We start from the raw sequence: 23,954 nt of genomic DNA, 5'->3' as shown, positions 1-23,954 counted from the left end.
GCATGAGCATTAAACATCTCTTTCCCGGATTAAAGAATTTTAAAGCTTATTTGAACACGGCAAGTGCTGGATTTTTGCCCTTAACTGCTCTCAAAAGAATTATGGATTTTTCGTCTTATTTGGTAGATTTCAAGGAAGGGGCTGACTCGGTGGACTTTTTAGACAGAGAGATCATGGAAAAAGTCCTCGAAGAGGGAGCAAAGCTTTTTCATACCAGCAAAGAGAATCTAACCCTAACAATCCAGACAACAGAGGGGCTGAAGAGATTACTCTTATCGCTGGAGCCGAGAAAGGGCATGAATATTGTCTCCTTTGATATGGAGTTCCCCTCACTCGCCTGTCTTCTTAAAAGCTATGCAAAAAAGCACCGTCTGGAGCTCAGGATTGTCAAAAACAGAGGTGGCTGGTACTTCATTGAAGATGTTGAGAAAGCTGTAGATGATAGCACCTTTGCAGTAATCGGGAGCAGTGTCCAGTGGATCTCGGGCCAAAGGATGAACCTAAAGGAAATATCCAAAATTGCCCACGAGCATGGGGCATGGCTCATAGCGGATGCTGTTCAGCATGCTGGTGGTTTGGTATTATATCCAGAAAGAGAAGGAGTCGATGCCTTTGTTGCTGGGGGTGAGAAGTGGTTACTTAACCCCTCTATTGGTTCTGGGATTATGTATATCTCCAATGAACTTATCGAAGAAGCCTCCCCACTAGCCGGACTGTTGAATATGAAGCCCCCTATGGGAGAGTGGTCATCGTGGTGGGGAATGCCCGAAAAGAATCCTTGGGGAAAATTCGAGCTTAAAAACGATGCGAGAAAGCTTGACTTTGGTGGTGGTCCGCCTTACCTTATGGCAACAGCTCTCTGGGGAGCCCTTGAGTTGATAAATGCCCTAAACATAGAGAAAATTGAGAAGCACAACACCAAGCTCGCAGGAAAGATTAGAGATGAAGCTCTGAGCTTGGGGTTAGAGGTTATTGGTAACGAAAACTGGGAAAACTCGGCAATAGTTACAATAAAAACAGGCTTGAGCTATGAGAAAGAAGAAGAAATTTACCAACAGATGATCGCTGAAGGAATAAAGGTCAGTCACAGGGGAGCGTTGGGTCATTACGGTATACGGGCTTCTCCTCACTTGTACAACGAAATGGAGGATGTTGAGATATTTTTGAATTCCCTCGTGGATTATCTTTCTAAACTTTGATCTCCTCATATTTTTTCTTCATTAACAGAGCATCGCCCTCTATGTTGGGGCTCTCGCTTATAACGACTCCTTTGACCCTGAACTCTTTTAAAACCCTTAGCAAATCCTCCCACTTCATATCGCTTTCCTGCAGGTTCAAATGGTTCCTCTCACCCTTTTCGGAGTAGTTTATTCCACTTATGTGAATATGCATGTTATCTAAAGCCTCTCTTCCAAGTTCCTTCTCGATGAGTGACAGTATCTCCCTCCACTCTTCAGCACTGTTGTACTTTCCTTTGTTTCTCGCATGGCAATGGGCGAAATCTATGGCTGGTAAAACTTGTTCAACATCCTGGCTTAGCTTTATTATTTCTTGGAGGCTTCCAAACTGGGTTGGCTTTCCAGTCAGCTCTGGCCTTATCCACACGTCTATTCCTTTGTCCTGTAAAACTCTCACAATGTCCTTTATTTCGTTCTTAATTTTCTCATAAACCTTAGATGGATCTTGTTTTAAGTAATAACCTGCGTGGAACACCACACTCCAGCCTCCAGCCTCGTGCAAACGCTCGGCACTCTGGATTATCCTCCTTTTGCTTGCTTCTACTTTCGCTTTCTCTGTTGCGTTTAGGTTTATGTAATAAGGCGCATGTGCCGTGAGAAGAACATCGTTCTTTTGTGCGACATATTTTATTTTTTTGGCCATTTCGGGTTTTATATTAACTCCTCTCACAAACTCAAGCTCCATTGCATCTAAGCCAAGCTTTCTAACCTGTTCTATGCCAGAGATCGTTGAGGGCTTTGGTGTTGAAAGAGGTATTCCGGCTGTTCCGAATCTCAGCCTGTCAATCTTTATCATTTTCACCACCCAGAATTAGGTAATCCTAAAAATATAAAAACTTTAACTCCTCTCGATTTTTTCTCCCAAGATGCGTTCAAGTTTTGAAATGCTTTTTCTAAGCTCTTCCTCTAGCTCATGTATCTGCTTCTTGAACGACCTTATTTTCTCTTCCTTTTCTTGGATTTTTTTCTTTAGCTCCTCAATTTCCCGTTTTTTGGCTTCTTCTTCACCTATGAAAGTTGAGAGTTTCTCTTCGATTTTTGTTAATCTTTCTTTCATGGCATTTAGCTCTTGAGACTCCTTTACCAAATTTGTCTTAGCCCATTCTGCAGTTTTCTTATACTTTTTGTCAAGATTGTCTTTAATTTTATCGAGCAACTTTAGAAACTCTTCTGGATGATGAATGGCATAGGCAGAATCCTTTAAAAATTCTCTCGCAGTCGCATCTGGCATTCTCATTCTTTTTATTGGTTTTTGAAGCTTGGAAACCTTAGAACGGATCTTTATTTCTTTTTGCGATATTTCTCTTCTGAGCTTTTCTTCTGATTCTTTAAGGGCTTTAAACTCTGGCTTATTTTCGAGCTCCTCAATCTGTTCCTGAAGCCTTTTTAACTGCGTCATGAGATTTTCTTTTGAACGTTCCTCTTCTTTTATGTGGCTTTTAAGATCTTCCAATTCTTTTAGCAGCTCTTTAGCCTTCACGTTTTCAATACCAACTTTATTTATTTCTTCAAGGTATGCGGAATACTCCTTAGATAGGGACTTTAAAAGGGCGTTTATTTCGTACACTTCCTTCTCAAAGACCAAGAGTAAATGCCGCCCATGAGCAACATGAAACTTGGAGATTTCTGGCAGTATCTTTTTGACATCTTCAATGTTTTCTATCTTTTTCACCATATTTCGAAGTGCAGTTATGTATCTCTCCTTCTCAACCTCTACAATTCTTGCTAATCGGGGGTCAACCTTTTTGGGCAACTCTTTCTGCTCAAGCTTCTCAAGATTTTTGAGAATTTTTGAGACAATCTCCTTAGAGGTCTTTGTGTATTTTTCCGCTATTTTTTGTCTTTGTTTTTTGACATCTTCTTTTATTTTTTCATACTCCCGGAGTGCTTCTCTCAGTTTCAACTTTCTCCCATCCTCTTACTTTATCCCTTAGATACATTCCGACAAGGGTTGCAAGGGCTATATCGGCAATTGCTATGAGCCCTTTCTTCAGGAATTCAATTGAAGCAAAGGATACTATTGAGAGGGCATAGAGTGTAGTAACGTCAATTGTTATCCACAATGCCGGCAACAGCAAAATGCCGCTTATGTAATACCATATATGGTAATCCCTTCTCAGGTAAGAATGAACGATCTTGCCTATCATTAAAACGCCCAGTGAAACGATAAATGGGGTGTTTATGGCATTTAGAAAGATAACTGCTCCTAAGAGCTCCGTCCCAGGATACCTACCGGTTAATTGGAGTGCAATGCTTTCTAAGTTAAGATAAGCGTTCACTGCTCCAGCGAAGAGGACGAATATTGCTGCAACAGCAGAAACAAACTGTATAAATCCCTTGGTTAGGAAGTTCCCTAGAACTTCTCTTATTCGGAAAGCCTTTGCGAAGAAGTATCCTCCTATGAGAAAGAGTATTAACCCGGTAACGGTTGACGAAATTATTGCAACACTCTGTTGATATTTTATAGAAAGCAACCGGGCAATGCCATAAATAAGTAATATCATTCCAGGGAGTCCAAAGAATATTTTTGCTGCTTCAGGATCACTTAAGATTTCTTTTAGATAGCGATACAGAATGTAATACGTTGTCTCAATGCTTTCGCTTTGTTTTACTACAACCCTGCGAGTGCTTATGATAGGAATTCTTGAAGTTATTATGGGGAATATTTGCTCATCTTCTGCTCCATCTGTCACTGGTATAACTCCATCAGCGGGAAAACGCTTAAGAACCTCTTCTAACTGTTTTTGTAGTTCCAGATCGCTCTTAACACCTACATCTGGATGCCCTGTAATGAGTGCTACTTCAACATCTTCAAATTCTCCCCTTTCTTTGAGCTCGTCGTATAGCTTTACTGCAGCATATAAAACGTTGGCATCGCTGTCTTCAGGATCGGCAAGGCTAAGTTTCAGAGCGGCATCTATACATGCATCCCTTCCAATAACAGGTCCACTAACCCCAGCTTTTTTTCCAAAATCATCATCTCTATCGATGGCAAGCACCAATACTTTAATCTTTATCCCCCCGGACTTTCTCAAAAACTGATTTTACCTTATCCTCCATTTTTCTATCCTTGTCCCTTCTGTCATCAATTCTTATCGTTGTTGAAACTCTCTTTGCACCTAGTGCAAACATTGCTTCATGAGCCTCTTCAACTATCTTTAGACCCTCTCTGAGAGTTGGGACTTCAATGATTGTGCCCATAGGAGTCAATTGATATTTTACTCTCTTCCCCTCTAAAAGCTTTACTACATGGGCGATATATTTGCTTAAGCTTAGTTCTCCCAACGGAACAATGACAAATTCAATAATCACTCCCATTTTCGACACCTGGCTAAATTAGAATCGACGATTTTTTAAGCTTAACGGTGGAAAGCCTTATTTTACCCAATGAACAAAAGAGTATTGGTGAGAGAGATGTATAAGATAAAAGATGAGTGGGGAGAATTTCTAGTTAGGCTTGCCAGAAAAGCCATAGAGGAGTACTTGAAGTCTGGTAAGGAAATAGAGCCTCCTAAGGACACTCCTCCAGAACTTTGGGAAAAAATGGGAGTTTTTGTAACTCTTAACAGGGTAGGTGTTCTCCCTACGCAGGCATTACGTGGGTGCATAGGTTTCCCATATCCAATATATCCCTTAGTCAGAGCAACTATAAAAGCTGCTATTTATGCAGCTGTTGATGATCCGCGATTTCCTCCCGTAACACTTGACGAACTTGATAATCTAACGATAGAAGTCAGTGTTCTAACTCCTCCAGAGCCGGTAGAGGGGCCTCCTCACGAGAGACCTAAAAAGATAAAGGTTGGAAGGGATGGGCTTATCATTAAAAAGGGGATTTACAGCGGGCTTTTGCTTCCTCAAGTTCCTATTGAATGGGGATGGGATGAAGAGGAATTCTTGAGTGAAACATGCTGGAAGGCAGGCCTTCCACCGGACTGCTGGTTGGATGAAGATACAGAAGTTTACCGTTTTACGGCGGAGATTTTTGAGGAAGAGTATCCTAACGGGCCTGTGAAGAGAAAGCCACTTCCATAGCGTTGTTTATCTCATTATACCTTCTTTTGGAGATTTTTGTTGAATTTAAAAGGGGTAATGACCAATTACCTAAATACTTTCAGGTTCTAAATTAGACTAAAGAAGCATGGAAGGTGTGCGAATTGAAAAAGTTGATAACCCTAGGAATTGTGTTTTTGTTTTTAGCTGGTGTAGGGGGTTTTACAACTGCTCAATCTCTAACAAGGGATGCAAAACAAGAAGCTCTTGCTATTCTAAGTAAGGATTCCAGGAATACTCTCGTAAGTGCTACTTTTGAAGGAGGGGATGGTCAAATTTTTATATCCAATATTGACAAGCTGGAATTCCCAATAGAGGGAAATTCATACGTAATTTTAAGTTCTGGAATCGCAAGTAACGCAGTTAACGGCAACATTGGATCAACAGGAGGAATCTCAGTACCGAATGGACACCCAGTGTTTGGAACTGAAATAAATGACGTCGCAACTTTAACCATTAAGCTAAAAGTTCCTGCTAATGCCAAAACCTTGTCTTTCAAGTGGCTCTTTGGTTCGAATGAGATTCCATGTTGTGTGGATGAGTATAGGGATTTCTTTAGGGCATATGTTATATTACCCGATGGTTCTACTAAAGACATGGCTCTTTTGCCTAATGGGAATATACCGTATGTGGGGGATGGAATTCAAAACTATACATCTCCAGACCCAACCGTCGATATTAATGAAGTCACATCAATCTACACAGCGAGTCTAGATGTAAGTAAGTATAGAGGAAAAGTAATAACCCTGGTATTTCAAATAGCTGACGAGGATGATTACTCGGTAGACACTTTCGCATTCATTGACGACTTGAAATTTATTGGGGGTAAAGGAAAGGCGGATAAAAGGAGTTACATAATGATGATCCAGATCTGGAGCAAGTACTTTTTTAACAAATACGATCAGTTTGCAGCGCTATATGCAAAAGCGGAGGAAATTGGGGTCAGTAATGAAACTTTAAAAAAGGCGTTGGAACTCCACCTTAATGCGACCGAGCAGATGCTCTATGCTTGGCACACTGATGATCTTGAGAGCATAAGGGCAAAGATTTGGAAACAGTATGTGCCTTTACCCAGAGTTTATGCAGTAAGAAGAGCGTATCTTTATGAGAGAGATGTGATAAGCCTATTAGAAAGTGCCATCCAAGAAATAGAGTCTTAATTTTTATTTTTTCAATTTTGCAATGAAAAAGCTGTTACAGTCGTGTAAATGAGTGAAACTCCTAAAAACCTTATCTCCAATCTCAGTGACCCCCTTCTCTCCCCATGAGAATGGATAATCGACAAGCTCAAAACCTACCTTATTCATGGCGTACTTTATGTTCTCCTCATTTTCATCGACTCTTATTGAGCACGTGGAATATGTCATTTCCCCGCCTTCTCTTAGATTTTTGTAAGCGTTTCTTATCATAGCTTTTTGAACCTGAATAACCTTCTTTATCTTTTTCTCATCAAAGCGCCATTTAACTTCCGGGAATTGTCTGTATGTTCCAGAAGAAGAGCAGGGAGCATCGAGAATTATCTTGTCAAATGGCTCTTTATCTTTAAATTTCATCCCATCTGCGTGCACAAGTTTGACGTTTTTGACGCCAAGAACTTTCATTTTTGCCTTCATTTTTTGGAGCCTTTCGGCGGAATAATCAACGGCAACTATCTTTCCAGTATTTTCCATTAAATGGGCCACGTGGAAGGTTTTGCTTCCCGGGGCAGCGGCAAGATCTAAAACCCTCTCACCTTTTTCAGGAGCAAGGACGTGGGCAACATAAGCACTAGCAAGGTCTTGAATAACAAAATAGCCTTCTTTATACCAATCCAAGCGGGTTATAGGTGTTTCGTATTCCAAAATCTTTAGAACGTCATCAACTGGGGTTCTTGCCGTTCTAACGCCATGTTCTTCCAAATATTCCGCAAGTTTGTCTATGTCAGTTTTTAATGGATTGACTCTAACGTAGTATCTTTGAGGTCTGTTATTGCTCAGCAAGAGTCTTATCGCACTTTCATAGCCGAGAAGGTCAATTACGTATTCAACATACCAGCGTGGATGGGAAAATTTTACGCTTAGATACTCTATCCTATCCTTTTCTTTAAGCTTTTTTAGAGCTTTTTCCAGATCGAATTTTTCTGTCTCTCTGAGAACAGCATTTACAAATTTTGCTCTGTTTAAGTCATATTTTTCCTTTACAACTCTAACCACTGAATCAGTGGCTATTGCTGGATTAACACCCTTAAACTTCATTTCAAATATACCAATCCTAAGAAGGTTCGCAAGGTAGAGGTCGAGATCCTCGATTCTGGTTCCTTTGAGGAGAGAATTCGCGATAAAATCTATTTTCTTCCTCCATTTTTCAATTTCAAAAACGTAAGCATGAGCCAAACCTCTCGCCCTTTCTCTGTCCTTCCCGCTAACCCTCTTGAAAACTCTCTCCAAAGCATTTTTTGATGAAAGCTCACGCTCCTCTATGAGGGTCAGTATATCTGCAATGAGTTCGTGAAGGGTTATTCTGTAGAACAACTCCATGATTTTCGATTTGGATGGGGGTTTAAAAATTTGGCGGAACTTTTATTTAATTTGAACTCCAGTTTATATCTGGTGGTATTTATGATACTGGACACTGATTACATAACAAAAGATGGCAAGCCTATAATCCGAATTTTTAAGAAAGAGAACGGGGAGTTTAAAATAGAACTTGACCCTCATTTTCAGCCCTATATATATGCTCTTCTCAAAGATGACTCCGCTATTGAGGAGATAAAGGCAATAAAGGGCGAGAGACATGGAAAAACTGTGAGAGTGCTCGATGCAGTGAAAGTCAGGAAAAAATTTTTGGGAAGGGAAGTTGAAGTCTGGAAGCTCATTTTCGAGCATCCCCAAGACGTTCCAGCTATGCGGGGCAAAATAAGGGAACATCCAGCTGTGGTTGACATTTACGAATATGACATACCCTTTGCCAAGCGTTATCTCATAGACAAGGGCTTGATTCCCATGGAGGGAGACGAGGAGCTTAAGCTCCTTGCCTTTGATATTGAAACGTTTTATCATGAGGGAGATGAATTTGGAAAGGGCGAGATAATAATGATTAGTTATGCCGATGAAGAAGAGGCCAGAGTAATCACATGGAAAAATATCGATTTGCCGTATGTCGATGTTGTGTCCAATGAAAGAGAAATGATAAAGCGTTTTGTTCAAGTTGTTAAAGAAAAAGACCCCGATGTGATAATAACTTACAATGGGGACAATTTTGATTTGCCGTATCTCATAAAACGGGCAGAAAAGCTGGGAGTTCGGCTTGTCTTAGGAAGGGACAAAGAACATCCCGAACCCAAGATTCAGAGGATGGGTGATAGTTTTGCTGTGGAAATCAAGGGTAGAATCCACTTTGATCTTTTCCCAGTTGTGCGAAGGACGATAAACCTCCCAACGTATACGCTTGAGGCAGTTTATGAAGCAGTTTTAGGAAAAACCAAAAGCAAATTAGGAGCAGAGGAAATTGCCGCTATATGGGAAACAGAAGAAAGCATGAAAAAACTAGCCCAGTACTCAATGGAAGATGCTAGGGCAACGTATGAGCTCGGGAAGGAATTCTTCCCCATGGAAGCTGAGCTGGCAAAGCTGATAGGTCAAAGTGTATGGGACGTCTCGAGATCAAGCACCGGCAACCTCGTGGAGTGGTATCTTTTAAGGGTGGCATACGCGAGGAATGAACTTGCACCGAACAAACCTGATGAGGAAGAGTATAAACGGCGCTTAAGAACAACTTACCTGGGAGGATATGTAAAAGAGCCAGAAAAAGGTTTGTGGGAAAATATCATTTATTTGGATTTCCGCAGTCTGTACCCTTCAATAATAGTTACTCACAACGTATCCCCAGATACCCTTGAAAAAGAGGGCTGTAAGAATTACGATGTTGCTCCGATAGTAGGATATAGGTTCTGCAAGGACTTTCCGGGCTTTATTCCCTCCATACTCGGGGACTTAATTGCAATGAGGCAAGATATAAAGAAGAAAATGAAATCCACAATTGACCCGATCGAAAAGAAAATGCTCGATTATAGGCAAAGGGCTATTAAATTGCTTGCAAACAGCATCTTACCCAACGAGTGGTTACCAATAATTGAAAATGGAGAAATAAAATTCGTGAAAATTGGCGAGTTTATAAACTCTTACATGGAAAAACAGAAGGAAAACGTTAAAACAGTAGAGAATACTGAAGTTCTCGAAGTAAACAACCTTTTTGCATTCTCATTCAACAAAAAAATCAAAGAAAGTGAAGTCAAAAAAGTCAAAGCCCTCATAAGACATAAGTATAAAGGGAAAGCTTATGAGATTCAGCTTAGCTCTGGTAGAAAAATTAACATAACTGCTGGCCATAGTCTGTTTACAGTTAGAAATGGAGAAATAAAGGAAGTTTCTGGAGATGGGATAAAAGAAGGTGACCTTATTGTAGCACCAAAGAAAATTAAACTCAATGAAAAAGGGGTAAGCATAAACATTCCCGAGTTAATCTCAGATCTTTCCGAGGAAGAAACAGCCGACATTGTGATGACGATTTCAGCCAAGGGCAGAAAGAACTTCTTTAAAGGAATGCTGAGAACTTTAAGGTGGATGTTTGGAGAAGAAAATAGAAGGATAAGAACATTTAATCGCTATTTGTTCCATCTCGAAAAACTAGGCCTTATCAAACTACTGCCCCGCGGATATGAAGTTACTGACTGGGAGAGATTAAAGAAATATAAACAACTTTACGAGAAGCTTGCTGGAAGCGTTAAGTACAACGGAAACAAGAGAGAGTATTTAGTAATGTTCAACGAGATCAAGGATTTTATATCTTACTTCCCACAAAAAGAGCTCGAAGAATGGAAAATTGGAACTCTCAATGGCTTTAGAACGAATTGTATTCTCAAAGTCGATGAGGATTTTGGGAAGCTCCTAGGTTACTATGTTAGTGAGGGCTATGCAGGTGCACAAAAAAATAAAACTGGTGGTATCAGTTATTCGGTGAAGCTTTACAATGAGGACCCTAATGTTCTTGAGAGCATGAAAAATGTTGCAGAAAAATTCTTTGGCAAGGTTAGAGTTGACAGAAATTGCGTAAGTATATCAAAGAAGATGGCATACTTAGTTATGAAATGCCTCTGTGGAGCATTAGCCGAAAACAAGAGAATTCCTTCTGTTATACTCACCTCTCCCGAACCGGTACGGTGGTCATTTTTAGAGGCGTATTTTACAGGCGATGGAGATATACATCCATCAAAAAGGTTTAGGCTCTCAACAAAAAGCGAGCTCCTTGCAAATCAGCTTGTGTTCTTGCTGAACTCTTTGGGAATATCCTCTGTAAAGATAGGCTTTGACAGTGGGGTCTATAGAGTGTATATAAATGAAGACCTGCAATTTCCACAAACGTCTAGGGAGAAAAACACATACTACTCTAACTTAATTCCCAAAGAGATCCTTAGGGACGTGTTTGGAAAAGAGTTCCAAAAGAACATGACGTTCAAGAAATTTAAAGAGCTTGTTGACTCTGGAAAACTTAACAGGGAGAAAGCCAAGCTCTTGGAGTTCTTCATTAATGGAGATATTGTCCTTGACAGAGTCAAAAGTGTTAAAGAAAAGGACTATGAAGGGTATGTCTATGACCTAAGCGTTGAGGATAACGAGAACTTTCTTGTTGGTTTTGGTTTGCTCTATGCTCACAACAGCTATTACGGCTATATGGGGTATCCTAAGGCAAGATGGTACTCGAAGGAATGTGCTGAAAGCGTTACCGCATGGGGGAGACACTACATAGAGATGACGATAAGAGAAATAGAGGAAAAGTTCGGCTTTAAGGTTCTTTATGCGGACAGTGTCTCAGGAGAAAGTGAGATCATAATAAGGCAAAACGGAAAGATTAGATTTGTGAAAATAAAGGATCTTTTCTCTAAGGTGGACTACAGCATTGGCGAAAAAGAATACTGCATTCTCGAAGGTGTTGAAGCACTAACTCTGGACGATGACGGAAAGCTTGTCTGGAAGCCCGTCCCCTACGTGATGAGGCACAGAGCGAATAAAAGAATGTTCCGCATCTGGCTGACCAACAGCTGGTATATAGATGTTACTGAGGATCATTCTCTCATAGGCTATCTAAACACGTCAAAAACGAAAACTGCCAAAAAAATCGGGGAAAGACTAAAGGAAGTAAAGCCTTTTGAATTAGGCAAAGCAGTAAAATCGCTCATATGCCCAAATGCACCGTTAAAGGATGAGAATACCAAAACTAGCGAAATAGCAGTAAAATTCTGGGAGCTCGTAGGATTGATTGTAGGAGATGGAAACTGGGGTGGAGATTCTCGTTGGGCAGAGTATTATCTTGGACTTTCAACAGGCAAAGATGCAGAAGAGATAAAGCAAAAACTTCTGGAACCCCTAAAAACTTATGGAGTAATCTCAAACTATTACCCAAAAAACGAGAAAGGGGACTTCAACATCTTGGCAAAGAGCCTTGTAAAGTTTATGAAAAGGCACTTTAAGGACGAAAAAGGAAGACGAAAAATTCCAGAGTTCATGTATGAGCTTCCGGTTACTTACATAGAGGCATTTCTACGAGGACTGTTTTCAGCTGATGGTACTGTAACTATCAGGAAGGGAGTTCCAGAGATCAGGCTAACAAACATTGATGCTGACTTTCTAAGGGAAGTAAGGAAGCTTCTGTGGATTGTTGGAATTTCAAATTCAATATTTGCTGAGACTACTCCAAATCGCTACAATGGTGTTTCTACTGGAACCTACTCAAAGCATCTAAGGATCAAAAATAAGTGGCGTTTTGCTGAAAGGATAGGCTTTTTAATCGAGAGAAAGCAGAAGAGACTTTTAGAACATTTAAAATCAGCGAGGGTAAAAAGGAATACCATAGATTTTGGCTTTGATCTTGTGCATGTGAAAAAAGTCGAAGAGATACCATACGAGGGTTACGTTTATGACATTGAAGTCGAAGAGACGCATAGGTTCTTTGCAAACAACATCCTGGTACACAATACTGACGGCTTTTATGCCACAATACCCGGGGAAAAGCCTGAACTCATTAAAAAGAAAGCCAAGGAATTCCTAAACTACATAAACTCCAAACTTCCAGGTCTGCTTGAGCTTGAGTATGAGGGCTTTTACTTGAGAGGATTCTTTGTTACAAAAAAGCGCTATGCAGTCATAGATGAAGAGGGCAGGATAACAACAAGGGGCTTGGAAGTAGTAAGGAGAGATTGGAGTGAGATAGCTAAGGAGACTCAGGCAAAGGTTTTAGAGGCTATACTTAAAGAGGGAAGTGTTGAAAAAGCTGTAGAAGTTGTTAGAGATGTTGTAGAGAAAATAGCAAAATACAGGGTTCCACTTGAAAAGCTTGTTATCCATGAGCAGATTACCAGGGATTTAAAGGACTACAAAGCCATTGGCCCTCATGTCGCGATAGCAAAAAGACTTGCCGCAAGAGGGATAAAAGTGAAACCGGGCACAATAATAAGCTATATCGTTCTCAAAGGGAGCGGAAAGATAAGCGATAGGGTAATTTTACTTACAGAATACGATCCTAGAAAACACAAGTACGATCCGGACTACTACATAGAAAACCAAGTTTTGCCGGCAGTACTTAGGATACTCGAAGCGTTTGGATACAGAAAGGAGGATTTAAGGTATCAAAGCTCAAAACAAACCGGCTTAGATGCATGGCTCAAGAGGTAGCTCTGTTGCTTTTTAGTCCAAGTTTCTCCGCGAGTCTCTCTATCTCTCTTTTGTATTCTGCTATGTGGTTTTCATTCACTATTAAGTAGTCCGCCAAAGCCATAACGCTTCCAATTCCAAACTTGAGCTCTTTCCAGTCTCTGGCCTCAAATTCACTCCATGTTTTTGGATCGTCGCTTCTCCCTCTTCTGCTAAGCCTCTCGAATCTTTTTCTTGGCGAAGAGTGTACAGCTATGATGATTATCTCTTCCTCTGGAAACGCATCTTTAAACGTCTGAATTTCATCTAGAGACCTCACTCCGTCGATTATAACTGCCTTGTACTTCTTTAGTAGTTCTTTTACCTTTGGGATCGTTAATTTTGCCACGGCATTGTCCCCAAGCTCCTGCCTAAGCTGAATGCTCACACTGTTCATACCTTCGGGAGTTCTTGGGATCCCTCTCTTATCAGCTTCTTCCCTCACAATATCCCCCATAGAAACGTGAGGCACTCCGTACTTTCCAAAAATTTTCACTATCTGGCCTTTCCCAGAACCAGGCATTCCTACTATACAGATTATCATTGCCCACACCCATCTAAAGCTAATTGATTTAAAAAGGTTGCTCATTTGAAGGGCGTGTTTATAGTAACCTTTATTAGGGTTTTTGCTGAATTCTTTCAGGTGGTTGTCGTGATCCCCAGATGGGATCACAGACTCAAAGACCCTGAAAGCGTGGCATTCATAATCCTCGACGTTTTAGCAGACTTCGAATCAGAAGGAAAGCTGAAGAACCTACCAAAATCCAAAAAATTTCCAGTAAAAACAATACTGGCAATACTCCTCTTTAAACAATACTACAACCTACCCCTCAGAGACGCCCAGCACTACGGCAGAAAATTCTTCGGAGCAAACATTCACTACTCAACCCTCCACAACTGGGAGAAAAAACTGAACCTCGAAGAACTGAAAAACCACCTCCTGAAAAAACTCCAGAAATTACCCTACGCCAGCACTCAAGCAGACTCAACCATTATCACAAATAAAAAAAGGACAGAATAGAAGTTCAGGCAATAACGAGAATCCTGCCAGGTTTACTGTATCCGGTTGCTGTGAAGATCACGACTTCTGAGAACGAGCTGATTGAACTCCTGCCGGAGGGTTCTGGGAATTTTTATGCTGATGGGGCTTATGATTCAAAGAAAGTTCTGAACACTGTGGTGGAAAAGGGTTATCGGCCGATTGTTAAGAAGACTAAGAACCTTCCAGGTGGTTTTGGTAGTAAGAAGAGAGATAGAGTGTTTTCTGAAGAAGAGTACAGGTATAGGAATCCTCATGAGGGGTTCTGGGGTGCGTTTACAACGTGGTTTGGCAGTAGGATCCCCTGTTTTCTGAAAAAGACTACTGTAACCCGAATTTTGCTTGGGGTAATGTGTTATGGTCTGAAAATCCTCCTCAGAGTCAAATACTGTTTAAATAACAGGGGGTGAAACTAAACACGCCCCTCAAATAGAAACCCTTTTAAACTCCTACAAAGTAATGAGGCCTCGAAGAGGCCAAATTTAATAACCCGATGAGATGAGGGGTTTCGCGTTACCACTCCGCTTGGAGTGGTTTAGACACCGACAGGCGTCCTTGAAGAACTGCCCTTTAGAGCTGTCAAAGATTGAAGGTTTAGCCTCTGAAACCATAACCCCGAACTGCTTGCGGTAGGGGTAACGGGCACAAGACCGTGCCCTCGGGCTGAACCGAAAGGCGGTAACGCCGAGTAGGGAATGAGTCGCCCGTAAACTTCCCTGCCACTGGCAAGGGGTTAGCTCGTTGGAACCCTCACCGTTCACGGCGGGGAGGAGGTCAGGGTTACTGCTCGTTTCATTTTTCCTCGCTTTCGACTTTTTTAATCCAGAGTTTCATTGCTTCGGTTACCGCAACACCTAAAGCCCCTCTGATTTTCCCGTATTTTTTCTCCACGAGTTCTCTGAATTTCTTCTCGACTTCATCATCAACGGAGATGGTTATTACTCCCACGTAACTCCCCCAGTATTTAGTAGTATGGTTTAGTATTTAAGTGTTTTGGTGTAGTGCTTTCCGCCCCGAGGCTGGTCTTTCGATTACTTCATCCCCCGCCATAAAGGGCGAGGCTTTCAAAAGAAAAAAGTAAAAATTAGAAAGCCAGGATTTGGATAAAACGCTTGGCATCGTCGCACATATAGACGTTGTTGAAGTAAACGTAGCTCTCTGCCTCGTTCCACTCTTTGACTTTTTTGGCTATCGCCCTTAACTCTTCTTCACTGTATTTGTGTTTGTATATTATCCTTCCTTCCTGATAAGCTCCGTGAAGGCGGTAGTAATTGATCACTCCCCCATGAGTGGGTTCCCATATTGTAGGGTCTGCGACATCGATGAGATCAAACTCCCTAACGAATTTCTTTATCCCCTTTCACTCCAGCCTCTAAGTTCAACTGCAATTTCAAACTCTTTTCTCTCTATCTGCTCAAAGAATTTCTCTGCATTAGCAAAGCTCTCTTCACTTTCTTTAAAGCTTTTGGGAAGCTGAATCAGGATAAACCTTGCTCCTAACACCTCAGCTTCTTTAAGTGTAAGCTCCCAGTATTTAAAAACCTCCTCTGTTGGTCTTAGCAATCCTACATTCCCAGACAGCTTTACATTACTCCGTCTCCAAATGGGACTGTTTGGAGGATGTGTTATACCCTGAAATCCCTTAATAGAAAACACAAAATCTTCCGGGGCCTCTTTTCCCCATTTTTGGAGGGTCTTTTCCTGTAAGATCTTGTAAAAAGTTTGCTGAACTTCCACAGTGCTGAAGTCTTCAAAATATCTCTTCTTGGCCTCACAAAAACCACATGTTCCGACGAGTATCATGGTAAAGAATAAAGAAAAGGTAATTAAATACCTTTTTCCCTAGCTTCGGGAGGTTCTTCTATAAGGTTGTCACTGTACTTGTCGTAATCAGCAATGAGGAATTCATCGCTCATGGATAGTGCCTTTACAGCTTTTCTTCTCCTGGGAACTTTTTACCTGGACAGACGTCTACACAGAGAGCACAGAACATACAGCGGGAAACATAGTGCCTTATTTTCCTAAGCTCCGGGATCCATTCCATGGCGTTTGCAGGGCACACCATTATACACAGCCTGCACCCAATGCATCTCTCGGGATCGTAGTGCAGCTTCCCTCTAAATCCTTCTGGAACAGGGACGGGGGGATATATTTTTACTTCCCCTTTTTGGATCTTTTTAATGAGCGATGTTACGTCTTTTGGAGCGTGCTTTACTGGAAATGGGTTTGTGAACGGCCTCTGAAGCATCTGTTTTATCATTAGGAACATTGCTTTTGTTGGCATTTCACATCACCTCCGCCCATATCAGTAAAAGTCCAAGCAGGGCTATTATGTTCACATATACCCAAAAGATCCTCGATGCCTGCTCTATCCTGAACCTCGCGAAGGATGTCCTGACCAGCGTTACTGCTAGAACATAAAGCACCAGCACTTTGAAGAGGAACCACAGACCTTCAGCTATATAGAGCGCAACTCCCGAGAGATTCAAGCCAAAGAGGTAGCTTAATGTGAAGGGGAAGAACAAGACCACCTCTATTGCTATCATAGCAAAGCCCCTAACTGCATCTGAAAGGTAGAACAAGGCAAGATTTCTCCCGCTGTACTCTGCAAGCATACCTTCTGCTATTTCTGTTTCAGCCTCTGCTATATCGAACGGAAGCTTTGCAAGCTCTGCTGGAGTTACCCATAGGAATGCTATCAAGAGCAATAGAACTCCCAATCCTCCCAAAGGACCTACAATGCTCCATACGGGGGTAGAGGCTATTGTGCTCAACGAAAAGCTTTTGTAAATTAGAGCAAAGCCCGTTATAACTATTGCAAAGGGCATTTCGTAGCTCATCATTAGAACCATTTCTCTCTGTGCTCCCACTGAAGAAAACGGGCTGCCTGAGGCAAATCCTCCAATAGCCATTGCAAGCGCCTGGAGAGTTAGGAGGTACAAGATGACTACCAGATCACCGTATCCTTCTAAAGGCGCCTTTAAGATGCCGAATGGGATATAAAGGAGGAGAGTCATTGATGAAGCAAATGCCAAGATAGGCATTGCGTTGAAAATCCATCTTACTGCGTTTTCCGGTACAACGGTTTCTTTAAGGAGAAGCTTTCCAACGTCCCAGAAGGGCTGTCTTATTGGAGGCCCTATTCTCGATGTCATTCTTGCAGATACTCTCCTGTCAATACCTTTGTACACCAACCCAAGGAATACTCCTATTATTGGCATTCCTATAGCATAAAAGAGAGTTTCGGGGGTCATTTTCTCACCCCCAGCTCCTTTTCGAGTTTCCTAGTTTTTTCTACAGCTTTCTTGTGTAAGTAGGAGTAGTCAAGAATTCTTCCGCTCGAATCCTTCACGACGGCCACCCTATCGTTACAGCACATACACGGGTCTATGTAAGCCACAACCACCGGAATATCTGCCACTTCTGCTCCAAGCAACAATGGGGCCCATGAATTTATGTTGTTGTAGCTCGGCGCTATGACCTTCCAAACCGCTGGACCATCCCTTTTTCCATCATACTTGAAGTAGTGGATAACTTCTCCTCTTGGAGCTTCATGTGCTCCAATTGCCTCTCCCTCGGTCTTTTTGATCTTGTTAAGCAATGCTACGTAGTTTGGAATTGCAAGTATCTTTCCTTCTGGAAGGTTGTCAAGACAGAATTCTATTATATCCAAACTCTGCTCAATCTCGTAAAGCCTCACCATTGTAATATCGTAGGCATCTCCCCCTGCTTCTCCAACTATGTCTTGAGGAACAACCGCCTTAATGTCCATATCCGCATAAGCATCGTATGGAATATCCTGCCTAATGTCCATCCTTAAGCCAGCTGCTCTGGCTGTTGGCCCGACTACGTTGAGCTTTAATGCCATCTCCTTTGAAAGCTGTGCAACTCCCCTTGTCCTTGCCTTATAAACTGGATCAGACAAGAAGACTTCCTTCATGTGCTCTGTGAACTCCCAGTAATAGGTTATCATGTCTCTCAAGGCTTTTATGTGGCTCTCTTTCAAATCTCTCCTGACTCCTCCAATCATATACATGGAGTAGTTTATCCTGTTGCCCGTAATGGCTTCAAGAACATCAAGGACTTTTTCCCTTCCCTTCCATGTCCAAAAGAGGAGCGGATCAAAGCCTATCTCGTGTGCTATAACTCCAAGCCAGAGGATGTGAGAGTGAATTCTCTCAAGCTCGGCTATTATTGTCCTTATGTACTGAGCCCTTGGGGGAGCCTCAATGCCTAAAGCCTTTTCGCTGCCAATGACGAATGCATAAGGGTGAGATATCGAGCATATTCCACATATTCTTTCCGAGAGGTACAAAGTTTGTATTGCATTCCTTTTCATTCCCATGTACTCAATTCCCCTGTGGGCAAAGCCCCTCTTAACGTTAACCTTCACTATCTTCTCTCCCTCAACCTCCGCCTCTACTCTTATTGGTTCTTTTAATGCCGGATGAATTGGACCAATGGGAACGTAGTAAGTTGTTTTAGCCATTCTGCTCACCCCTCTGCTTTCTAATTTCTTTTACACTTTTATGCGTGTGTTTGATCATGTCTTCAACCCCATACTCATCTCTTCTCCATGGATACTTTCCTTCAGGCCAGTCATCAGGTAAGAAGAGGTGTCTCTTGTTCTTAAGCCCCTCAAACTCAATACCAAGCATCTCTCTGATTTCTCTTTCGTTAGTCTCTGCACCGATCATGAGATCCGTTATCGTGGGGAGAACAAGGTTGCTCTTCGGGAGGTCAAGCTTCATTACTATGCTCACTTCACCCCATGGGTGGGAGTGGAAGACCCCAAAGGAGTATATCATCTTGATTACCTCGCCAACGTCTTCTCCGGCTATAAAGTGCAAATGGGGATAGTCTATTTCGAATATTGCCTCAACTGCCTTCCTGAAAGCATCTTTGTTAACCTCCATCCAGATTTCCTGATAAGTTCTAGGCCTTTTAACACCCATTTTGTATTCCTTTATCTCATAGTTTAATATCGCATCTCCAAGTTTTTCCTTTAACCTCTCAAGGATTTCTTCAGCGGTTAGTGTCATTTCTCCTTCCCCTCCAGCTCCTTTTCAAGCTTCTCAATCTTGAGCCATGCTTTTACAATTCCGTCTATTATTGCCTCTGGCCTGGGAGGACACCCCGGAACATAGACGTCTACGGGTATTACCTCGTCTATTGGTCCAGCTATGTTGTAAGAGTCGTAAAAGACCCCTCCCGTGGTTCCGCAGTTTCCTATTACAACAACGGCCTTTGGGTCGGGCATCTGTTCGTAAATACGCCTAAGCTTATCAGCAAAGTCTCTTGGAATAGCCCCCGTGACAAGTAAAACATCTGCATGTCTCGGAGAACCAACGAGTTTTATTCCAAACCTCTCTGCGTCATATCTCGGAGTAAGCACAGCCACTATTTCAATATCACATGCGTTACATGAACCCCCCGAAGCATGGAAGACCCAAAGAGAGCGCTTAAAATTGGTCAGCTTGCCCATATTACACCCCTCCAATTAGTATGAATGTTATTATAGCCCCAATGCCAAGATACCACAAAATGTAATCCCTCATGTCTCCTGTGTGGATTGCTTGGAGTACTTTATAATAGCCTTTCAAAGCCTCAATGAATCCCCAATAGATGTCTCCAGCCTTTACCTGAACCTTTTCCTTTGTAGGCTCTGGATTACCGCTCAAATAGGGCTTTGCCTGTTCGGTATTCTTCTTATACGAGGGGTTGCCTCTAGAGTATATCAGATAGGCTATTATGCCAAAGAGGGCTAGGAATAGCAGCCATAGGAGTGGATTCCAAAATCCCGAAGGGGTAGTAAGTGTAAAGCTCATGCCAGACCACCCCAGCTATGGTATTGAGCAAAGTTAATTAACGCATCAACAGCCGGATAGACAAGCTTGTCAAGTACCAAGTTCGGGAAGAGACCGAAGATTATACAGAGCGCTGCTAGGATTATCATTGCAATTACCATTGGCTTAGGAACTTCTCTTGTACTCTCGAACTTTTCAAGCGGAGGACCAAGGAAGGCTGATGCAAACACCTTGACGAACGAAGCTAGAGTTAAAACACTGGTAACCATTGCAAACACTGTTAAGAGTGGATTAAGCCGGTATGATGTCTCATATATGAGAAGTTTGCTTGCAAATCCGTTAAACGGCGGCAAGCCAGATATTGCAGCGGCTCCTACCATGAAGCTTATTGCGGTTATAGGCATCTTCCTAGCCAAGCCTCCCATCTCATTAAGGTTCCTCGTTCCCGTAACGTAGAACAGAGCTCCAGCGGTCATTAGGAGTAAGCTTTTGTAGATTATGTGGTTTATTATGTGGAACACTCCACCAGCCATGGCATCTCTTCCGAACTCAGCGAGCTTTGAAGGATCATGTAAGACTGTCAAACCAACACCGACACCAAGAAGCATATAGCCGGTCTGAGATATAGCGTGGTAGCTCATTAACCTCTTAATGTCCTTCTGCACCAGAGCCATTGTAACGCCTATGAACATTGTAAGCACTCCTAGGATAGACATGATCCATCCTACTCTTGCCAGATCTACTACAACGTTTGCAAAGAGCGTGAAGCTCACCCTAAAGAGGGCATAAAGGCTTGCGTAAGTCGCTACCAGGAGGGGTGGGTTTATTCCTGCAGGAACTTCTGTATATGCATCCGGCACCCAGTAGTGCATTGGGACAGCACCACATTTCATTGCAAAGGACGTAAAGAGCAATCCAAGCGCAATCATATCAACCATGTTAAAGGACACGTTCTTGGCTATGTATGCGAGGTTTAAGTTTCCGTACTGTCCATAGAGTATACCTATTGCAAAGAGCACCATTAGAGAAGCTACAGCACTAACAATAAGGTATTTTATTCCTGCTTCGCTTGCTTCACCGCGATAGTTCCTAAATCCTACTAATGCAGATCCCGCTATACCGGCTATTTCTAGGAACACGAAGAGGTTGAAGAGATCTCCCGTAAGCACCATGCCAAGGATTCCCACCTCAAGGAGCATTAACAGGGTGTAGTATTTTTCAAGACCTGTTTCTCTCTCTACATGGCTGTAGGAGTAGAGAGCCCCTATAAAACTCATCAGCGTTGCGGATATTGCCATAAAGGCACTCATAGCGTCTACTTCAAACATGATCCTTATTGGAACAGAGTAACCAGAAGGCAACACGAGGGTTGGCTTGTCTGCTCCAAAGACGTAGACCATTATTCCCCCGGTAACCACTTCCTTGGCAAGCAGGAGGGAGAGTATTACAGTTATGCCGGTTATTATAATTGCCCATATTGAGACTTCCTTGTAGTGTTTCTTAAATAGGGGTGCTGTAAATGCTCCAAATAATGGAACGGCAATCATTAAGGCAGGTAAGTGCTCAATCATCCTCTCAACCTCCTTATCTTGGTAACGTCGAGAGTTCCATAGTGTTTGTAGATGTTAACGGCAAAAGCCAGCATTAGAGCGGTTACAGCAACACCGATAACTATGCTCGTAAGCGTTAGTGCCTGTGGCGTTGGTAAAACCATTTTTCCTGCAGCTTCAGGCGGTGCCTGAGTATAGATTGGAGCGTAGCCACCTTTTACATAACCTAACGCAACAATGAACATATTTACTGCTCCTTCAAGGATTTCAACGCCAATTACGACCTTTATGAGGTTCCGCTTGAATCCGATTGTGTAAAAGCCGAGGGCAAGCAGCACTGCAACTACGATAAACGGGAAGTTCACAAAGACGCTACCATTCATCTCTCTCCCTCCTCAGTATAAGGAAGAATATCAGAACTATACTTGTAAGACCGGCTAATACCTTTGTTCCTACAAAGATGTTTAGGTATGAAAGCGTTCCACCGGTGTTGAGATAACCCGGATTGATTCCTTTAGGTGTTGGTGCTCCAAAGAGGAATCCGCTGTCTGCAATTACGTTTTTCAAGAACGTATATCCCATAAGGCCTAATGCACCAATTCCCAAGAATCCCAAAGCTCCAAGGCTTTCTAACTGACTTAGAGGAACCTTATCGAAGAGTTCCTTGACCTTTTCTTTGTTGTTTGCCACTATCAGCAGAGCTAAGCCGCTTGCAAATACCGCCCCGCCTTGAAAACCTCCACCAGGTGTTAGATGACCATGTAGAATGATATACGAACCAAATACCAATATTAAAGGTGCTAAAATTTTTGTTGTTGTTCTTATGATTGCGGTGGTCATTTCTCCTTCCCTCCGTAGTGTCTTAATGCCATTAGAACGCCAGAAACTGCGGTGAAAAGGACTGTTGCCTCTCCCAGAGTATCAAAACCTCTGTAGTCAAATACAACACTCGTAACAACGTTGTTTGCAGAGGCTTCTTCTTGGGCATGCTCTATGAAGTAAGTGTCCATCTCCGCATGAGGAGGTTCTCCAAAAGGTCTCAAGCTTATAGCTGCAGCCAGAAGGAAGATTACGAACGATAAGAAGGCAAATAATCCGAGTGCTCTTCTCATTCTACCACCTCCTCATCGGTGGTGTTCCTGATAGCGAGAAGGTACATTGCTGTTGTAAGTCCGGCTCCAACACCTGCTTCTGCTATAGCAACATCTGGAGCCTGTAGAACGTAGAACTCCACGGAAAGAGCTAGGCTAAAGACTGCCATTGCTATTACAGCAGCAATTAAGTTCTTGAACCTAATGGCAGCTATTGAGCTTCCTATTAAGCCGATTGCAATGAAGATTTGCAGAATCCAGAAAAAGTTTTCAAAGTTCATAGTATCCCTCCAGTTCATCTATTACGGCACCATAAGGTCTTATCCCAGATTTTCTAGCTGCTCTACCAATTGCATGGGCTCCAACTGGGTTTGTTAGTACTAAGAAGATCACCACAAGTGCTGAGTGGATTCCTATTGTAATCCACCTTGCGTCATGGTTTGGAAGCCACCTGTAAATTGAGTACACTATCGTTGCTAGGACTATAAAAATCGTTCCAAAGGTAGTGCATTTTGTCGAAGCGTGGATCCTTGTGTAAACGTCTGGAAACCTCAATATTCCAACGCTGGCCAATAGATTAAATCCAACTCCAATTGCAAGGAGTATCGCCAAAACTCCTTCTATCATGCCAATCCCACCCTTCTCTTTACTAAGTACCTCGCTATATACAGAGTTGCGATATAGCTAAGAACAGCATAAACAAGTGCAACATCGATAATCACCGCTTGCTCCGTAATTACCCCATATAGAACCATAGCACCGGCAGTCGTGGTTGTTAAGGCATCCAACGCCACAACCCTGTCAGGAATTGTTGGGCCAAGTAGCATTCTTATCATCGTTAATGTGGCTGAAAGGAAGAGCAGTATCATTGCCCCCATAAACAAACTTTCAGGCGTCATTCCGCAATCCTCCTTGCCCATTTTGGTAAGTATCCACAAAGTTCTTCGGGAGTTGGCTTTTCTTTTCCAGGCGGAACGTTAATCCAGTGCACGTATAGGTTCCCTTCATCGTCAATTTCCAAAGTAAACGTTCCAGGAGTGAGGGTTATTGAATTTGCAAGAAGAGTCCTGCTTTCATCTTTAGTTAATCCCGGGGATATTTTCACTATTCCTGGCCTTATCTTTCCTGTTATAACTCTGTAAGCAACGTCAAGGTTTGCCTTTGCCATGGCATAAAAGAACGGTCCTACTGCATAAATCAGAAAAAGTACCCATCGTTTTGGATTAAAGAAATAATCAAGTCTTTCGTCCATTATGTTTCTCGTTGCGTAGCCTATGAGAGCCGCTATTACAATTCCCGCCACTAGCTCTGCCGGACTCCATAGTAAAACACTACCGGAACCTGCTGTTAAGATCAGGTACACAATCAACGACCATAGGAAAGATGTCGTAAAGGGCATTCTCCCACCTCAACTTTAGGTTTTAAACCTTTTAAGAGCATATTTCAAACTATCTC

At 42.3% G+C, this 23,954-nt stretch carries 27 protein-coding genes and 1 pseudogene; 6 read left to right on the top strand and 22 right to left on the bottom strand.

Going from position 1 to position 23,954, the window contains the following annotated elements:
* Positions 1-2 precede the first annotated feature (2 nt).
* Positions 3-1,199 (top strand): aminotransferase class V-fold PLP-dependent enzyme, encoded by a 1,197-nt coding sequence (locus OCC_RS10060; RefSeq protein WP_004067120.1) that lies wholly within the window; start codon positions 3-5, stop codon positions 1,197-1,199.
* Here the strand turns inward: OCC_RS10060 and OCC_RS10055 are convergent.
* The 4 genes from OCC_RS10055 to OCC_RS10040 are packed head-to-tail and all read right to left on the bottom strand — an operon-like array spanning position 1,189 to position 4,556.
* On the bottom strand, positions 1,189-2,034 hold the full coding sequence (locus OCC_RS10055; RefSeq protein ID WP_004067119.1) for a deoxyribonuclease IV: 846 nt from the start codon (positions 2,032-2,034) through the stop codon (positions 1,189-1,191). The genes OCC_RS10060 and OCC_RS10055 overlap by 11 nt on opposite strands.
* Positions 2,035-2,076: 42 nt before the next feature.
* A complete protein-coding gene (locus OCC_RS10050) occupies positions 2,077-3,141 on the bottom strand; it encodes a hypothetical protein (protein ID WP_004067118.1) in 1,065 nt (354 codons plus the stop codon).
* A complete protein-coding gene (locus tag OCC_RS10045) occupies positions 3,110-4,237 on the bottom strand; it encodes a DUF373 family protein (protein WP_004067116.1) in 1,128 nt (375 codons plus the stop codon). Before OCC_RS10045 ends, OCC_RS10050 begins: the two co-directional genes overlap by 32 nt.
* 7 nt (positions 4,238-4,244) lie before the next feature.
* Positions 4,245-4,556 (bottom strand): MTH1187 family thiamine-binding protein, encoded by a 312-nt coding sequence (locus OCC_RS10040; protein ID WP_004067114.1) that lies wholly within the window; start codon positions 4,554-4,556, stop codon positions 4,245-4,247.
* 96 nt (positions 4,557-4,652) lie between these two features.
* On the opposite strand from OCC_RS10040, the gene OCC_RS10035 reads away from it, so the two are divergent.
* Together OCC_RS10035 and OCC_RS10030 are read left to right on the top strand one after the other, a co-directional pair.
* A complete protein-coding gene (locus tag OCC_RS10035; protein WP_004067113.1) occupies positions 4,653-5,270 on the top strand; it encodes a TIGR00296 family protein in 618 nt (205 codons plus the stop codon).
* Positions 5,271-5,383: 113 nt separating this feature from the next.
* Complete coding sequence (locus OCC_RS10030) at positions 5,384-6,448, top strand: choice-of-anchor L domain-containing protein (RefSeq protein ID WP_143592387.1); 1,065 nt, start codon at positions 5,384-5,386, stop codon at positions 6,446-6,448.
* A gap of 3 nt (positions 6,449-6,451) precedes the next feature.
* Here OCC_RS10030 and OCC_RS10025 read toward each other — a convergent pair whose 3' ends face one another.
* On the bottom strand, positions 6,452-7,804 hold the full coding sequence (locus OCC_RS10025) for an RsmB/NOP family class I SAM-dependent RNA methyltransferase (RefSeq protein ID WP_004067111.1): 1,353 nt from the start codon (positions 7,802-7,804) through the stop codon (positions 6,452-6,454).
* Positions 7,805-7,885: 81 nt separating this feature from the next.
* On the opposite strand from OCC_RS10025, the gene pol reads away from it, so the two are divergent.
* The gene (pol, locus tag OCC_RS10020; RefSeq protein ID WP_004067109.1) at positions 7,886-12,994 is read left to right on the top strand and encodes a DNA polymerase; all 5,109 of its coding nucleotides are present in this window, start codon (positions 7,886-7,888) and stop codon (positions 12,992-12,994) included.
* On the opposite strand, the gene OCC_RS10015 is transcribed toward pol, so the two are convergent.
* Positions 12,984-13,556 (bottom strand): dephospho-CoA kinase, encoded by a 573-nt coding sequence (locus OCC_RS10015; RefSeq protein WP_004067107.1) that lies wholly within the window; start codon positions 13,554-13,556, stop codon positions 12,984-12,986. The two genes, pol and OCC_RS10015, sit on opposite strands and share 11 nt — an antisense overlap.
* A 99-nt stretch (positions 13,557-13,655) precedes the next feature.
* On the opposite strand from OCC_RS10015, the gene OCC_RS10010 reads away from it, so the two are divergent.
* Positions 13,656-14,033 (top strand): hypothetical protein, encoded by a 378-nt coding sequence (locus tag OCC_RS10010; RefSeq protein ID WP_148290449.1) that lies wholly within the window; start codon positions 13,656-13,658, stop codon positions 14,031-14,033.
* A gap of 50 nt (positions 14,034-14,083) precedes the next feature.
* Entirely contained in the window at positions 14,084-14,461 is a 378-nt protein-coding gene (locus tag OCC_RS10005) for a hypothetical protein (protein ID WP_020953784.1), read from the top strand.
* A 382-nt stretch (positions 14,462-14,843) separates the two neighbouring features.
* On the opposite strand, the gene OCC_RS12625 is transcribed toward OCC_RS10005, so the two are convergent.
* The 16 genes and pseudogenes from OCC_RS12625 to OCC_RS09930 all read right to left on the bottom strand — a co-directional run bounded on the left by OCC_RS12625 (position 14,844) and on the right by OCC_RS09930 (position 23,898).
* The gene (locus OCC_RS12625; RefSeq protein ID WP_004066431.1) at positions 14,844-14,999 is read right to left on the bottom strand and encodes a hypothetical protein; all 156 of its coding nucleotides are present in this window, start codon (positions 14,997-14,999) and stop codon (positions 14,844-14,846) included.
* Between the two features lie 136 nt (positions 15,000-15,135).
* A pseudogene (locus tag OCC_RS10000) lies at positions 15,136-15,854 on the bottom strand (DUF72 domain-containing protein).
* Between the two features lie 124 nt (positions 15,855-15,978).
* Complete coding sequence (locus OCC_RS09995; protein WP_004066433.1) at positions 15,979-16,335, bottom strand: 4Fe-4S dicluster domain-containing protein; 357 nt, start codon at positions 16,333-16,335, stop codon at positions 15,979-15,981.
* A 1-nt stretch (position 16,336) separates the two neighbouring features.
* The gene (locus tag OCC_RS09990) at positions 16,337-17,305 is read right to left on the bottom strand and encodes a respiratory chain complex I subunit 1 family protein (RefSeq protein WP_004066435.1); all 969 of its coding nucleotides are present in this window, start codon (positions 17,303-17,305) and stop codon (positions 16,337-16,339) included.
* On the bottom strand, positions 17,302-18,540 hold the full coding sequence (locus OCC_RS09985; protein ID WP_004066437.1) for a hydrogenase large subunit: 1,239 nt from the start codon (positions 18,538-18,540) through the stop codon (positions 17,302-17,304). The genes OCC_RS09990 and OCC_RS09985 overlap by 4 nt, the downstream gene beginning before the upstream one ends.
* Positions 18,533-19,093, bottom strand: coding sequence for an NADH-quinone oxidoreductase subunit C (locus tag OCC_RS09980; protein WP_004066439.1), 561 nt, complete (start codon positions 19,091-19,093; stop codon positions 18,533-18,535). The genes OCC_RS09985 and OCC_RS09980 overlap by 8 nt, the downstream gene beginning before the upstream one ends.
* Positions 19,090-19,536: an NADH-quinone oxidoreductase subunit B family protein gene (locus tag OCC_RS09975; protein WP_004066440.1), complete on the bottom strand. Its 447-nt coding sequence runs from the start codon at positions 19,534-19,536 to the stop codon at positions 19,090-19,092. Before OCC_RS09975 ends, OCC_RS09980 begins: the two co-directional genes overlap by 4 nt.
* Before the next feature lies 1 nt (position 19,537).
* On the bottom strand, positions 19,538-19,879 hold the full coding sequence (locus OCC_RS09970) for a hypothetical protein (protein WP_004066442.1): 342 nt from the start codon (positions 19,877-19,879) through the stop codon (positions 19,538-19,540).
* Complete coding sequence (locus tag OCC_RS09965) at positions 19,876-21,429, bottom strand: proton-conducting transporter transmembrane domain-containing protein (protein ID WP_004066445.1); 1,554 nt, start codon at positions 21,427-21,429, stop codon at positions 19,876-19,878. The genes OCC_RS09970 and OCC_RS09965 overlap by 4 nt, the downstream gene beginning before the upstream one ends.
* Entirely contained in the window at positions 21,426-21,791 is a 366-nt protein-coding gene (locus tag OCC_RS09960; protein ID WP_004066448.1) for a sodium:proton antiporter, read from the bottom strand. The genes OCC_RS09965 and OCC_RS09960 overlap by 4 nt, the downstream gene beginning before the upstream one ends.
* Complete coding sequence (locus OCC_RS09955; RefSeq protein ID WP_004066449.1) at positions 21,781-22,248, bottom strand: MnhB domain-containing protein; 468 nt, start codon at positions 22,246-22,248, stop codon at positions 21,781-21,783. Before OCC_RS09955 ends, OCC_RS09960 begins: the two co-directional genes overlap by 11 nt.
* The gene (gene mbhE / locus OCC_RS09950; RefSeq protein ID WP_004066451.1) at positions 22,245-22,520 is read right to left on the bottom strand and encodes a hydrogen gas-evolving membrane-bound hydrogenase subunit E; all 276 of its coding nucleotides are present in this window, start codon (positions 22,518-22,520) and stop codon (positions 22,245-22,247) included. The genes OCC_RS09955 and mbhE overlap by 4 nt, the downstream gene beginning before the upstream one ends.
* A complete protein-coding gene (locus OCC_RS09945; RefSeq protein WP_004066452.1) occupies positions 22,517-22,780 on the bottom strand; it encodes a hydrogenase subunit MbhD domain-containing protein in 264 nt (87 codons plus the stop codon). Before OCC_RS09945 ends, mbhE begins: the two co-directional genes overlap by 4 nt.
* Positions 22,770-23,126: a monovalent cation/H(+) antiporter subunit G gene (gene mnhG, locus OCC_RS09940; protein ID WP_004066453.1), complete on the bottom strand. Its 357-nt coding sequence runs from the start codon at positions 23,124-23,126 to the stop codon at positions 22,770-22,772. Before mnhG ends, OCC_RS09945 begins: the two co-directional genes overlap by 11 nt.
* On the bottom strand, positions 23,123-23,398 hold the full coding sequence (locus tag OCC_RS09935) for a cation:proton antiporter (RefSeq protein ID WP_004066454.1): 276 nt from the start codon (positions 23,396-23,398) through the stop codon (positions 23,123-23,125). The genes mnhG and OCC_RS09935 overlap by 4 nt, the downstream gene beginning before the upstream one ends.
* The gene (locus tag OCC_RS09930; RefSeq protein ID WP_020953797.1) at positions 23,395-23,898 is read right to left on the bottom strand and encodes a Na+/H+ antiporter subunit E; all 504 of its coding nucleotides are present in this window, start codon (positions 23,896-23,898) and stop codon (positions 23,395-23,397) included. Before OCC_RS09930 ends, OCC_RS09935 begins: the two co-directional genes overlap by 4 nt.
* Positions 23,899-23,954 lie beyond the last annotated feature (56 nt).

Origin of the sequence: Thermococcus litoralis DSM 5473 (genome assembly GCF_000246985.2) — an archaeon.
GTDB lineage: Archaea > Methanobacteriota_B > Thermococci > Thermococcales > Thermococcaceae > Thermococcus_A > Thermococcus_A litoralis.
This window is presented reverse-complemented; position numbering and strand designations above follow the sequence as displayed.